Source organism: Bacteroides sp. HPS0048, from assembly GCF_964240755.1.
Taxonomy (GTDB): Bacteria; Bacteroidota; Bacteroidia; order Bacteroidales; family Bacteroidaceae; genus Bacteroides; species Bacteroides nordii.
On sequence record NZ_CAXSVC010000001.1, the window covers coordinates 311,509 to 324,630 of the forward strand.

The following is a 13,122-nucleotide window of genomic DNA, read 5'->3' on the forward strand; positions in this document are numbered from 1 at the left end:
TAGACCGTCTTAAAAGTAATTTCAATCGTAAATTGTAAATCGTAAACGTACCTATGTGATAAAGATTAGAGAATGGTCATGACCATAGGGAATAAATTGTAAATATAATCATGTTAGAGATAAAAGACTTACATGCCAGCATCAATGGCAAAGAGATATTGAAAGGTATTAACTTAACAGTGAAACCGGGCGAGGTACATGCTATCATGGGACCTAACGGATCCGGAAAGAGTACGCTTTCTTCTGTTTTGGTGGGAAATCCTGCTTTTGAGGTAATCAAGGGTAGCGTAACCTTTGATGGAAAGAATCTGTTAGACCTGAGCCCTGAAGATCGTAGCCATGAAGGTCTTTTTTTGAGTTTCCAGTATCCGGTAGAGATCCCCGGAGTAAGTATGGTAAACTTTATGCGTGCTGCGGTAAATGAGCAACGCAAATACAAAGGACTTCCTGCACTAACAGCCAGTGAGTTTCTTAAACTGATGCGTGAGAAGCGTGCGGTGGTAGAACTGGATAATAAGTTAGCTAACCGTTCGGTGAACGAAGGTTTCTCTGGTGGTGAGAAGAAGCGGAATGAGATTTTTCAGATGGCCATGTTGGAACCACGTCTCAGCATTCTTGATGAAACCGATTCTGGCCTTGATATCGATGCACTTCGCATTGTAGCCGAGGGAGTTAATAAACTGAAGACTCCTGATACAAGTTATATTGTTATTACCCATTATCAACGTTTGCTGGACTATATCAAACCGGATATCGTACACGTGCTCTATAAAGGTCGTATCGTGAAAACTGCCGGACCGGAACTGGCTCTTGAACTGGAAGAGAAGGGATACGACTGGATTAAGAAAGAGGTGGAGGATTGATTTATGAATTATGAGTCATGAAGACTGTGTGGCATGATATTGCTTATGCATCATAACTCATAATATTCATACATCATCATACATAATTCATAAATGATAAATCATAAATCAAAAAGATGAGTGTAGAACAACAATATATAGATCTCTTCTCACAATGTGAAGCAATGATTTGCCGGCATAGTACTGAGGTCATGAATGCTCCGCGTGCTACTGCTTTTGCCGATTTTGAGCGGTTGGGCTTTCCTACACGTAAACAGGAGAAGTATAAATATACCGATATCAGCAAATTCTTCGCGCCCGATTACGGACTTAATCTGAATCGTCTGGATATTCCGGTGAATCCCTATGAGGTGTTCAAGTGCGATGTGCCCAACATGAGCACCTCTTTGTTCTTTGTAGTGAACGATGCATTTTATAATAAGGCATTGCCAAAGTCGCATCTGCCGGAAGGAGTCATCTTTGGAAGTCTGAAAGAGGTAGCAGAGCAACATCCCGATTTAGTAAAGAAATACTATGGTAAGCTGGCTGATACTTCTAAAGATGCAGTGACCGCTTTTAATACCGCCTTTGCACAGGATGGTGTACTGATGTATGTTCCCAAAAACGTAGTGGTAGAACGCCCTATTCAGTTGATTAATATATTACGTGCGGATGTCAATTTCATGGTAAACCGCCGTGTATTGATTATTCTTGAAGAAGGTGCGCAGGCGCGTTTATTGATGTGTGACCATGCTATGGACGGCGTAAACTTCCTGGCTACGCAAGTGGTTGAAGTGTTTGCCGGAGCGAACTCCGTATTCGATTTGTATGAATTGGAGGAGACACATACCAGTACGGTGCGTATCAGTAATCTCTATGTAAAACAGGAGGCAAACAGCAACGTATTGCTTAACGGTATGACTCTCCATAACGGTACTACCCGTAATACAACAGAGGTAACTCTTGCGGGAGAAGGTGCAGAAATCAATCTTTGCGGTATGGCTATTGCCGATAAGAACCAGCATGTAGACAATAATACGACCATTGACCATGTTGTGCCAAATTGCACCAGTAATGAATTGTTTAAATATGTACTCGATGACCAGTCTGTTGGCGCTTTTGCCGGTTTGGTACTGGTGCGTCCTGGTGCACAGCATACAAGTTCTCAACAAACGAACCGTAATCTTTGTGCCACCCGTGATGCCCGTATGTATACCCAGCCTCAGTTGGAAATCTATGCAGACGATGTGAAATGCTCTCACGGTGCTACCGTTGGCCAATTGGATGAAACTGCTTTGTTTTATATGCGTACCCGTGGTATTGCAGAGAAAGAAGCCCGTTTGCTGCTTATGTTTGCTTTTGTAAATGAAGTAATAGATACCATCCGTTTGGATGCCTTAAAAGATCGTTTACATCTGTTGGTGGAGAAACGTTTCCGGGGTGAACTGAACAAGTGCCAGGGATGTGCGATATGTAAGTGATTAGTGGTTAGTGATAAGTGATTAGTGCCATGCAGCATAATAGCGCAGCCCACTAATCACTAACCACTAATCACTAATCATTAACCAACTAATCACTAATAAAATGGATATAAAGAAGATACGTGAAGATTTTCCCATTCTAAGCCGTACGGTGTATGGGAAGCCTTTGATTTATTTCGACAATGGTGCAACGACTCAGAAACCTCGTCTGGTGATTGATTCGCTGGTAGATGAATACTATTCTGTTAATGCCAATGTGCATCGGGGAGTACACTATCTTTCTCAGCAGGCTACAGAGTTACATGAAGCTTCCCGTGCTACGGTGCGTGAGTTTATCAATGCCCGTAGTATAAATGAGATTATCTTTACCCGTGGTACAACAGAGGCTATTAATCTTCTTGTTTCCAGTTTCGGTGAGGAATTTATGGAAGAGGGAGATGAGGTTATTCTCTCCGTCATGGAGCATCACAGTAACATTGTGCCCTGGCAACTTTTAGCTGCCCGTAAAGGTATTGCAATAAAAGTGATACCTATGAATGATAAAGGTGAATTGTTGCTGGACGAATACGAGAAGCTTTTTTCAGACCGGACGAAGATAGTGAGTGTAACGCAGGTTTCCAATGTATTGGGAACGGTTAATCCCGTCAAAGAGATGATTGCTACTGCTCATGCTCACGGGGTACCTGTATTGATAGACGGTGCGCAGTCCGTACCTCATATGAAAGTTGATATGCAGGACATGGATGCTGACTTCTTTGCCTTCTCTGCACATAAAATCTATGGTCCTACCGGTGTGGGTGTTCTTTATGGAAAAGAAGAATGGCTCGACCGCCTGCCGCCTTATCAGGGTGGGGGAGAAATGATACAGCACGTTTCTTTTGAGAAAACAACGTTTAATGAACTTCCTTTCAAGTTTGAAGCCGGTACTCCCGATTACATTGGTACTACCGGGCTGGCAAAAGCCCTTGATTATGTGACAGGTCTTGGTATGGATCATATTACCGCCCATGAACATGAACTGACTACTTATGCTATGCAACGTTTGAAAGAGATTCCGGATATCCGTATTTTCGGTGAGGCAGCGCACAAGAGCAGTGTTATCTCTTTTTTGGTAGGTAACATTCATCATTTTGATATGGGTACTTTGCTCGACAGACTGGGTATTGCCATTCGTACCGGACATCATTGTGCGCAGCCGTTGATGCAGCGTCTTGGTATTGAAGGTACGGTTCGTGCTTCTTTTGCCGTTTATAATACAAAAGAGGAGATTGATGCCCTTGTAGCCGGTGTGGAGCGCGTTAGTAAAATGTTCTGATTGAGTAATATGCCGTAAGGCACAATAACATAAACTATGAAACATAAACTGCTAAACTATTTCTGTTTACTTTTTCTTTTGGCATTCGTAACCGGATGTGAAGAAGATAATAAGGATGATTTTACTCCGAAACTCTATAAAGTAACGGGTAAAGTAGAAAAAGGACCTTTTATAAATGGTTCCAAAATTACTGCGCAAGCATTGGATAAGGATTATAATCTGACTGGTGAGGTTTATCAGGGTATTATTGTTGATGATGATGGCTCTTTTAATCTGGGAGAGATTAAATTGAATTCCTCTTACGTGTTATTGACAGCTGACGGATATTATTTTAATGAAGTAGACGGGGAATTGTCTACCGGACAGATATCCCTGCAGTCAATAGTCAATTTGGCTGATAATAAACAGGCTAATATCAACATTCTTACCCACCTGAAAACGCAACGTATGATGCAGCTTCTTAGGAATAACAAGCCAGATTTTAATGAAGCTGATGCAAAAGTCCAAAAGGAAGTTTTGAAGAGCTTTGGGCTGGAACGTTATGCCGAAAAGGACGTTTGTAACTTTTCTATTGCTTCCGGTACTGATGAAGCCGGTGCATTAATCGTTGTGTCTTCTACTTTATTGAGAGATCGTACGGATGCTGAATTAACGGAATACTTGGCCAAACTGAGTGCCGAATTCAAAGCGGAAGGTACGTTTATGGATAATACAAAAAAACAACTCCGGGAGGATGCCATGATGTTGGATGTAAATGACATATCAGATAACATCATCAGCCGCTATAAGAAGTTGAATATGGATGTTACTGTCCCAAACCTGAATTATTTTATTGACTGGGATGGTGATGGTATTGCCGGTAATGAACCCGATGCCGGAGGAGATATGACACTGACGCTTGATAAAAAAGAGTTGTCTATTCCTGCGGAGGGAGGAACTTTCCGTATTAAGATAGAGTGTAAAGTGCCGGTAACTTTAGAGAGACCGGCTGGGATACCGGATGAACCTGTCTTTGAGGAGAGTCTGAAGGTTTTTAAATATACTGATATTAATTATACGAAAACGATTGAGGGGAATGAACTGGTTATCGTTGCCCGGCCTGCTGATGGAGCTTTGATAAAAGGAGAATCTATTACTGTCTATACTACAAGTGGAAAACTTTCTGCAGAACTGAGGATTACACAAAACGGAGATCCTTCTAAACAGATCGAGTTTGAAGAGGGTGGACAAGCAGTTATTGCCGGTATAGCCAGTCAAATGATGATTTCCATGCAGGACTTTTCCAATTTGGATGGTTACTATACACAAAGCTTTGATGGCAGGAATGCGCCTTATCATGCCATTTATGAGCATACATTGACTCCCCGTGACAATGAAATACTGAATATTTGGAGGAAGGCATATAATGCTATTTCCAGAATCAGGATGTTAGATTATATACTTGAAAAAGGTGGAGTCGTTGAAGCCCCTTCCTTTATGGCCTATATTCATCAGTTAGCTGCCGTTCAGTATTTCCAGTTAGCATTCTGGTGGGAGAATGTTCCTTATGTGATAAATTATGATGATCCGCTTGGGGGCTCTCAACAACTGGGTAGTGAGAATTTGTTTGCGAATTTTATAGATGATTTGAATTATTGTGTGGAGCATAGTAAGCTGGAACCGGGTGGGTTTGATACTCCTGAGGGCGTTTTGTATCCTTCGAAAGGTGCTTCGTTAGCGTTATTGGCTAAGATGTATCTGCATCAGAAATCCTATGCACAAGCTTATAATTATCTGAAACGGATTATTGACAGTGGGGTATACGCCTTGGAGTCCTCTTCGGAAACTTCGCTGGGATTGAACTCCCGTGAAATCGTCTGGGGGCTACGTACTGATTCCCTACAGCAGTCATCTGAATCTGTTTTGAAAGGCAATGCTTATGTACCTTTTGTGACTTATACCGAAGTCCTGTTATCTGCTGCTGAATGTGCTTATCATTTAGGCAACCGGGCTGAGGCAATGGCTTATTCGAATAAAGTAACACAAGCACGGAATCTACCCTTAATTTCTGAAGTTAACTTTATCGAATCTTTACGCTCGGTTTGGCAAAGTGAATTGAAGGGTTTTGGTAGCTATTTTTCATTCTTACGGCGCAACAATCTGGCTGTTGAGCTGTTGAATATAAAAGATTATCAACAGTTATTGCCCATTCCCCAGCATGACATAGATACGAGTCGGAACCTTGTTCAGAATCCGGGATGGAAATAATTGTGAATTAAATTGGACAGCAGTTGCAACTTTTCCGGTTATTTGTGCGTCTAATAACGTAAATAACCAATAAACAAAGAAAAGATTATGTTAGTAACAACGACTCCCATTATTGAAGGGAAAAGAATAATTCACTATTATGGAATTGTTTCCGGTGAGACGATCATCGGTGCCAATGTATTTCGTGATTTTTTAGCCGGTATTCGTGATTTTGTAGGTGGACGTTCCGGTGCTTATGAAGAAGTGCTCCGTCAAGCTAAAGAAACGGCGATAAAGGAAATGGAAGAACAGGCTGCCCGGCTCGGGGCTAATGCTGTAATAGGCGTTGACCTGGATTATGAAACCGTTGGGGGTAGTGGTAGCATGTTGATGGTAACTGCTACCGGAACGGCGGTAGTGATAGAATAATAACAGGACTCCTCTGATTGTTAGTAAAGTTATAACAATTGGGGGAGTTTTGTCCAAAAGTACAGACTGTCATTTCTTAGAATATAAATGCCTAATCCGCTACTATGATTCAGTAATTGAGTCAGACTGATTTTGGGGGCATTGGGGATATTGGGAAAGTAAGTATCCAATGTCTCGGTTAGACTGAGCCGGCCTTGTTCCACAAGTTGTTCAACCAGTGTAGCCGTCATAAGTTTGGTGATGGAGCCTATACGATATTTGAATGCTTCACCGTTTTGTTTCTTATTCAGATTATTTTGTCCGAAACGGCGTGTATACACCGTTTTCTCTCCTTTGGAAATGGCCACAGAATCAATACCTTGATTATACTTCTCGATATGATTAAGAAAAGAATCGATTTTGGCTGTGTTTATTTCTTGTCCCTGTATTGGCAACAGGATTAAACAGAAGAGAATACATGAGATTATTGGTTTCTTCATATTGCAGATTGTTTTTTACTGTAAACGGTCATATTCGTTTAATTGTTCTTTCAGCTCTTGCAGGCCGGGGAGCGCTTGTCGGATTTCTTCCGGAAGTTCATTATAAGTATAAGTACTGACTCCAATAGGTTTGTTGATGTCTCGAAGCGAGAATTCCACTTCATAGTCATCTTTTCCTTTGCAGAGGAGAATACCGATGGTGGGGCGGTCTTGGGAATCACGTACCAGTTCGTTAATAGCTGATACGTAAAAATTGAGTTTACCTATGAATTCGGGTTCGAACTCTTTCGCTTTTAATTCGATAATGATATAGGCCTTAAGTTTTGTATGATAGAATAGCAAATCCAATCTATACTCTTTTTTACCTACTCTCAGCAGGTATTGCCGTCCCATGTAAGCGAAGCCTTGTCCCATCTCCAATAAAAATTGTGAGATGTGTTGTACAAGACCATTTTCAATGTCGCGCTCCAATGCTTTGTCTGAAAGTTGGAGGAAATCGAAATGATACGGATCTTTGATAAGTTCGTTGGCGAGTTCACTTTGAGGTTCGGGGAGAGTGGTAGAAAAGTTATTGATAGCTTTGCCTTGAGTATGATAGAGGTCTTTTTCGATGTGATATTCTAATATGGCACGACTCCATCCGTTTTCGATGGTTTTGTGGATGTAGAAGAGGGCTTCCTGAACAACTTTGATCCGTTCCATTATGAGTCCGTGATGCCCCCAGGGGATTTGGAATAAAGAATCGTCTTCTAATTTGGCCACAAGTTGTGGCCGAATTGTATTGCCTTGATTATAAAAGAGATAGAGCTGTTTGCAACGTCTTAGATTCCGATAAGAGAACCCGCCTATATTCGGAAACTCCATTTGTAAGTCTTTACTAAGCCGTTCTATGAATCCGCTTCCCCATTGTGCATTCTCTTGCTTTTCTACAATCTGTTGCCCGAGGTTCCAATATAGACGGATGAGCTCACTGTTAACGGCTACTGCCGCTTTTATCTGGCTGAAACGTATTTTTGATTTAAGCTCTGTGAGCCATTGTCGGTAGTCTTCTTGCAATCCATAAAGCTGTTCCATTGTGTGTTGAATAGTATGATGAGACACAAAGGTAACAAAAGATATATATAAAGAGAACGCTAACCGAATCTTTTTTTGTCAATGCGAACAATGATCACACAAGCCCTTTATCACGTAATTGATACTTTCCGCAGTGAAATGTTGTGGCAGGCTGACTGCCGGGATATGTATATTCCGCAAGCAATATGTCTTGTGGCACTTAGTACAATAGAAATGTACGTGCAGATCATTAATGTCACAGTTGCATTCATTCCCACATACGGCATACTTTAGTGAGCCTGAACCATCGTCGATACCATGTATGAGATGATGTTTCAGAAAAAGGTTAATAGTGCGTGAGAGTGTAGATTTGTCCACAGTATCCAGATACGTCTCCAGATCGAGCAGACTGAAAGCCCGGTTGAACTGCATCATGGCTCGAAGGATAAGCAACCGCATAGCGGTTGGCTTAATATCCCGTTGTCCTAATTTGTCGAGGTAGATATTCTCTTCCATAATCATTTTTTGTTTTCATTGTTCATGCCGGATGTAAACTGATCCGAAGCGCCTTGCTTCTGTATTCGTATGGCATTCAGGATAGCCAGCAAAGCTACGCCTACATCAGCAAACACAGCTTCCCACATGGTAGCCATGCCAACGGCACCCAATAGCAATACGGCTAGTTTTACACCGAAAGCGAGAATGATGTTTTGCCAGACAATCCGTCGGGTAGCACGACCGATGCGTATGGCAGTTGCTACTTTAGACGGCTGGTCGTTTTGTATCACTACATCTGCTGTCTCGATGGCTGCATCACTACCCAAGCCTCCCATAGCGATACCCACATTGCTCATTGCCAGTACAGGTGCATCATTGATACCGTCTCCTACGAAAGCAATGCGGTGGGCAGGATTGGCCTTCAGTTGTTCGATATGGGCAACCTTTCCTTCGGGTAGCAGATCGCCGTATGCCTGAGATACTCCCAATTGCGCCCCTAATTTAGAAACAATTGCTTGTTTATCGCCCGAAAGAATTTGTATATTATCAATATTTAATGCTTTCAATGCCTGGATAGCTATCTCTGCATCCTCTTTGGGAGTATCGGCCAGAAGAAGATATCCGGCATATGTTCCGTTTATCGCACAGGCTACAATGGTATCTGCCGAAACATTCAACTCTGCCGGGTAGGCAATGTTGTAGCGGGAGAGTAGACGGGGATTACCTGCCAGTACTTCGTGCCCGGCTATGATAACTCTCAGTCCATGTCCGGGTATCTCTGTTGTGTCTGTGGCAGGGAGGAGTGTTACTCCCTTTCGGATCGCATATTCACCGATGGCACGCGCTATCGGATGTGTGCTTTTCTGCTCGGCAGAGGCAACGTATTGCAATAACTCTGTATCGGAAGAGAGCACGCTCTCTAAATGCTGTACTTCAAACACCCCTTTGGTGAGGGTTCCGGTCTTGTCGAACACTACGGTGTTGATCTGAGTGATAACATCCAGATAGTTTCCCCCTTTGAACAGGACTCCGGCGCGGGAAGCTGCTCCGATACCTCCAAAATAGCCTAAAGGGATACTGACAACGAGTGCACAAGGGCAGGAGATAACCAGAAAGACCAGACTCCGGTAAAGCCAGTCTCTGAAAACATAATCAAATGCAGGCACTCCCAATGAGTAGAGGAAGGGGAGGAGAACGATAAGTACTGCCAATCCCGTAACGATAGGGGTATATATCCGTGCAAACCGGCGTATGAATAACTCTACAGGTGCTTTCCGCTCATTGGCCTCTTGTACCATGGCAAGTATTCGGGCAAGTGCACTTTCATTAAATGGTTTGGTTACTGTAAGTCGTACTACCCGGTCGGTAGCAATCATTCCTGCAAGCACCGTCTCTCCTTTGCGGATGGTTCGAGGACGACTTTCTCCGGTTAGTGCTGCTGTATTGAAAGAGGCCTGCTCGTTTTGCATCATTCCGTCAAGAGGGACGCGTTCTCCGGCTTTTATCTCGATGGTTTCTCCTACCTTAACATTTTCGGGGTGCATTGTCTCCGGACGTTCATCACGGATGACTGTTGCTGTTTCCGGACGAACATCGAGCAGTGCTTTGATATTTCGCTGTGCATTCCCCACCGCACGATCCTGAAAAGCTTCTCCGATGGAATAGAATAGCATCACTGCCACTCCTTCGGGATACTCGCCGATACAGAATGCGCCGATGGTGGCGATGCCCATTAGCATAAATTCATTGAAGAACTCTCCGTGACAGAGTCGTCCGAAAGCCTCCCGCAATACAGGCCATCCTACGGGCAGGTAGGCTACTGTATACCATATCAGAGCACTGCCCGGCAGCGTAAACAGATTGAAATGATTGAGTATCATTCCTACTGTTAGCATGGTAAAACTGATGATAGCCGGTATATATTCGTTCTTTTTCTTTTCCGGGCTACAGCCGGAAGGGTGACAACAGTTACAGCTCATAATGATTCTATTATTGATTTCTGATGCAAAGATAGAGCATTTGCATGTGCAACTGGGTTGCAATCTTGTCAAGAGCTGATTTATTGATTCTTAACTAAAAAGCAACTATTCGGGAAGAAAGTAGCATTTACATCGCAACACAATGTCATTTGCATCGCAACATAGTATCATTTGCATCGTAACATAGTATGTAATGAACCGTAACATACCGTGTAATTTTCATTATATACCGAGGAAATACTTAAAAAATACCGAAGAAAGAAGGCATATCTTCCGTATATAAAAGAAGAAAGGAGAAAGCTGCGGCTCTCTCCTTCTAATGTAGTTTAACTGAATCTACCTTATGATTACGTTGACGAAGATACGATATAAAAAAGCTAAAGTCAAGTAATCCGACATCTTTTTTCTTTCTTTTTTATTTGCTTATCTCGTTTGGAATCAATACTTTTAGCCTTTCGTAAACCTCTAAAAATTTATTCTATGGATAGCTTGCTTTTCTGGCTGGTTCCTGCAGCCTCTGTATTGGCTCTCTGCTTTGCTTATTATTTCCATAAGCAAATGATGAAAGAGAGTGAAGGTACTCCTCAAATGATTAAAATTGCTGCTGCAGTGCGCAAAGGTGCCATGTCTTATCTGAAACAACAGTATAAGATTGTGGGATGGGTCTTTTTCGGTCTGGTAGTCCTGTTCTCTATTATGGCCTACGGTTTTCAGGTACAGAATGCCTGGGTACCTATTGCATTTCTGACCGGTGGTTTCTTTTCCGGGCTTTCGGGATTTCTTGGTATGAAAACGGCCACTTATGCTTCTGCACGTACAGCCAATGCCGCCCGTACTTCTCTAAATGCCGGGCTGAGGATCGCTTTCCGTAGTGGTGCCGTTATGGGACTGGTAGTGGTAGGCCTTGGGCTTCTTGATATATCTTTCTGGTATCTATTGTTGAATTGGGCCATTCCGGCTGATGTATTGAGCCCTACCCATAAACTTTGTATTATCACTACTACGATGCTGACTTTCGGTATGGGAGCTTCCACACAGGCATTGTTTGCCCGCGTGGGTGGCGGTATTTATACCAAAGCGGCCGATGTGGGCGCCGACCTTGTGGGGAAGGTAGAAGCAGGCATACCAGAAGATGATCCGCGAAACCCTGCCACCATTGCCGATAATGTAGGTGACAATGTAGGTGATGTGGCTGGTATGGGAGCCGATCTTTATGAGTCTTATTGTGGCTCTATCCTTGCTACCGCCGCATTGGGGGCAGCTGCCTTTATTCATACAGGTGACACCGTGATGCAGTTTAAAGCCGTTATTGCCCCGATGCTGATTGCTGCTGTGGGTATTCTGCTTTCTATTATTGGTATCTTCTCGGTGCGTACCAAAGAGAATGCTAAGATGAAAGACTTGTTGAACTCCCTTGCTTTCGGTACAAATCTGAGTTCGGTACTGATAGTAGCGGCTACTTTCTTTATCCTTTGGCTGTTACAGCTCGAAAACTGGATGTGGATTTCTTGTGCCGTTGTAGTCGGATTGGTGGTTGGTATTATCATCGGCCGTTCTACCGAATATTATACATCCCAGTCCTATCGGCCTACCCAAAAGTTGAGTGAGAGCGGTAAGACTGGTCCGGCTACAGTAATCATCTCCGGTATTGGTCTGGGGATGCTTTCTACGGCTATTCCTGTATTGGCTGTCGTAGTGGGTATTATAGCTTCTTTCCTGTTTGCTTCCGGTTTCGACTTTGATAATGTCGGTATGGGACTTTATGGCATTGGCATTGCTGCCGTAGGTATGCTCTCTACATTAGGAATAACCCTTGCTACGGATGCTTACGGACCGATTGCTGACAATGCCGGTGGGAATGCCGAAATGTCCGGCTTGGGTGAGGAGGTACGTAAGCGTACGGATGCCCTCGACTCATTGGGTAATACAACAGCTGCTACCGGTAAAGGATTTGCCATTGGTTCTGCTGCATTAACGGGGCTTGCTTTGCTTGCTTCTTATATTGAAGAGATCCGTATTGGACTGACTCGTCTGGGGACAATAGAACTGACGATGCCCAATGGCGATGTTATAGCTACTGCCAATGCTACCTTTGTGGATTTCATGAATTACTATGATGTCACTTTGATGAATCCAAAGGTGCTTTCCGGTATTTTTATTGGTTCTATGATGGCTTTTCTTTTCTGTGGATTGACAATGAATGCTGTTGGTCGCGCTGCCGGGCATATGGTGGATGAAGTACGTCGTCAGTTCCGTGAGATAAAAGGTATCCTGACCGGAGAGGCAGAACCCGATTACGAACGTTGTGTGGCTATCTCCACCAAAGGTGCTCAGCGTGAAATGGTTATTCCTTCACTTATAGCCATTATTGCTCCTATTCTTACCGGAGTCATTTTTGGAGTGACGGGAGTTGTTGGTTTACTTATCGGTGGTCTGAGCAGTGGTTTCGTACTTGCTATTTTTATGGCTAATGCCGGTGGCGCCTGGGATAATGCAAAGAAATATGTAGAGGAAGGCAATTTAGGTGGCAAAGGCGGCGAAGTACACAAAGCAACTGTTGTGGGCGATACCGTTGGTGATCCGTTTAAAGATACATCTGGTCCGAGTTTGAATATCCTGATAAAGCTTATGAGCATGGTTGCCATTGTTATGGCAGGTCTGACTGTTGCCTGGAGCTTGTTTTAGTTGAAAATTGAAAGTTGAAAGTTGAAAATTGGCTGCGCTATAACGCTGCATAGTAATTTTCAACTTTCAATTTTCAATTTTCAACTAAATAATTATCTTTGTGCCGTTTTAATGTAAGGATGATTATGCTATTAG

Annotated in this window: 10 protein-coding genes; 6 read left to right on the plus strand and 4 right to left on the minus strand. The window is 43.1% G+C overall.

Going from position 1 to position 13,122, the window contains the following annotated elements; translation table 11 throughout:
- Positions 1–110: 110 nt before the first annotated feature.
- From sufC to ACESQI_RS01130, 5 genes are all read left to right on the plus strand, one after another.
- Complete coding sequence (gene sufC / locus ACESQI_RS01110; protein WP_195661452.1) at positions 111–863, plus strand: Fe-S cluster assembly ATPase SufC; 753 nt, start codon at positions 111–113, stop codon at positions 861–863.
- A 116-nt stretch (positions 864–979) separates the two neighbouring features.
- On the plus strand, positions 980–2,323 hold the full coding sequence (gene sufD, locus ACESQI_RS01115) for a Fe-S cluster assembly protein SufD (protein ID WP_007483415.1): 1,344 nt from the start codon (positions 980–982) through the stop codon (positions 2,321–2,323).
- Between the two features lie 103 nt (positions 2,324–2,426).
- Positions 2,427–3,638 (plus strand): aminotransferase class V-fold PLP-dependent enzyme, encoded by a 1,212-nt coding sequence (locus tag ACESQI_RS01120; RefSeq protein ID WP_195661453.1) that lies wholly within the window; start codon positions 2,427–2,429, stop codon positions 3,636–3,638.
- A gap of 36 nt (positions 3,639–3,674) precedes the next feature.
- Positions 3,675–5,885, plus strand: coding sequence for a RagB/SusD family nutrient uptake outer membrane protein (locus ACESQI_RS01125; RefSeq protein ID WP_373125373.1), 2,211 nt, complete (start codon positions 3,675–3,677; stop codon positions 5,883–5,885).
- Between the two features lie 87 nt (positions 5,886–5,972).
- On the plus strand, positions 5,973–6,293 hold the full coding sequence (locus tag ACESQI_RS01130) for a heavy metal-binding domain-containing protein (RefSeq protein ID WP_002558749.1): 321 nt from the start codon (positions 5,973–5,975) through the stop codon (positions 6,291–6,293).
- A 29-nt stretch (positions 6,294–6,322) separates the two neighbouring features.
- Here the strand turns inward: ACESQI_RS01130 and ACESQI_RS01135 are convergent, their stop codons facing one another.
- The 4 genes from ACESQI_RS01135 to ACESQI_RS01150 form a co-directional block, all read right to left on the minus strand.
- Positions 6,323–6,772 (minus strand): serine hydrolase, encoded by a 450-nt coding sequence (locus ACESQI_RS01135; protein ID WP_256142184.1) that lies wholly within the window; start codon positions 6,770–6,772, stop codon positions 6,323–6,325.
- A gap of 15 nt (positions 6,773–6,787) precedes the next feature.
- Positions 6,788–7,846, minus strand: coding sequence for a YhcG family protein (locus tag ACESQI_RS01140; protein WP_373125374.1), 1,059 nt, complete (start codon positions 7,844–7,846; stop codon positions 6,788–6,790).
- Between the two features lie 78 nt (positions 7,847–7,924).
- Positions 7,925–8,341 (minus strand): Fur family transcriptional regulator, encoded by a 417-nt coding sequence (locus ACESQI_RS01145; protein ID WP_002558752.1) that lies wholly within the window; start codon positions 8,339–8,341, stop codon positions 7,925–7,927.
- Between the two features lie 2 nt (positions 8,342–8,343).
- Positions 8,344–10,302: a heavy metal translocating P-type ATPase gene (locus ACESQI_RS01150; RefSeq protein WP_373125375.1), complete on the minus strand. Its 1,959-nt coding sequence runs from the start codon at positions 10,300–10,302 to the stop codon at positions 8,344–8,346.
- A 480-nt stretch (positions 10,303–10,782) separates the two neighbouring features.
- On the opposite strand from ACESQI_RS01150, the gene ACESQI_RS01155 reads away from it, so the two are divergent.
- A complete protein-coding gene (locus ACESQI_RS01155) occupies positions 10,783–12,987 on the plus strand; it encodes a sodium-translocating pyrophosphatase (RefSeq protein WP_025866618.1) in 2,205 nt (734 codons plus the stop codon).
- Positions 12,988–13,122 lie beyond the last annotated feature (135 nt).

Coding starts and splice junctions, on each gene's coding strand:
- ACESQI_RS01145 (WP_002558752.1), bottom strand. CDS start 8,341: ATGGAAGAGAATATCTACCTCGACAAATTAGGACAACGGGATATTAAG.
- ACESQI_RS01120 (WP_195661453.1), top strand. CDS start 2,427: ATGGATATAAAGAAGATACGTGAAGATTTTCCCATTCTAAGCCGTACG.
- ACESQI_RS01140 (WP_373125374.1), bottom strand. CDS start 7,846: ATGGAACAGCTTTATGGATTGCAAGAAGACTACCGACAATGGCTCACA.
- ACESQI_RS01125 (WP_373125373.1), top strand. CDS start 3,675: ATGAAACATAAACTGCTAAACTATTTCTGTTTACTTTTTCTTTTGGCA.
- ACESQI_RS01155 (WP_025866618.1), top strand. CDS start 10,783: ATGGATAGCTTGCTTTTCTGGCTGGTTCCTGCAGCCTCTGTATTGGCT.
- sufC (WP_195661452.1), top strand. CDS start 111: ATGTTAGAGATAAAAGACTTACATGCCAGCATCAATGGCAAAGAGATA.
- ACESQI_RS01130 (WP_002558749.1), top strand. CDS start 5,973: ATGTTAGTAACAACGACTCCCATTATTGAAGGGAAAAGAATAATTCAC.
- ACESQI_RS01135 (WP_256142184.1), bottom strand. CDS start 6,772: ATGAAGAAACCAATAATCTCATGTATTCTCTTCTGTTTAATCCTGTTG.
- ACESQI_RS01150 (WP_373125375.1), bottom strand. CDS start 10,302: ATGAGCTGTAACTGTTGTCACCCTTCCGGCTGTAGCCCGGAAAAGAAA.
- sufD (WP_007483415.1), top strand. CDS start 980: ATGAGTGTAGAACAACAATATATAGATCTCTTCTCACAATGTGAAGCA.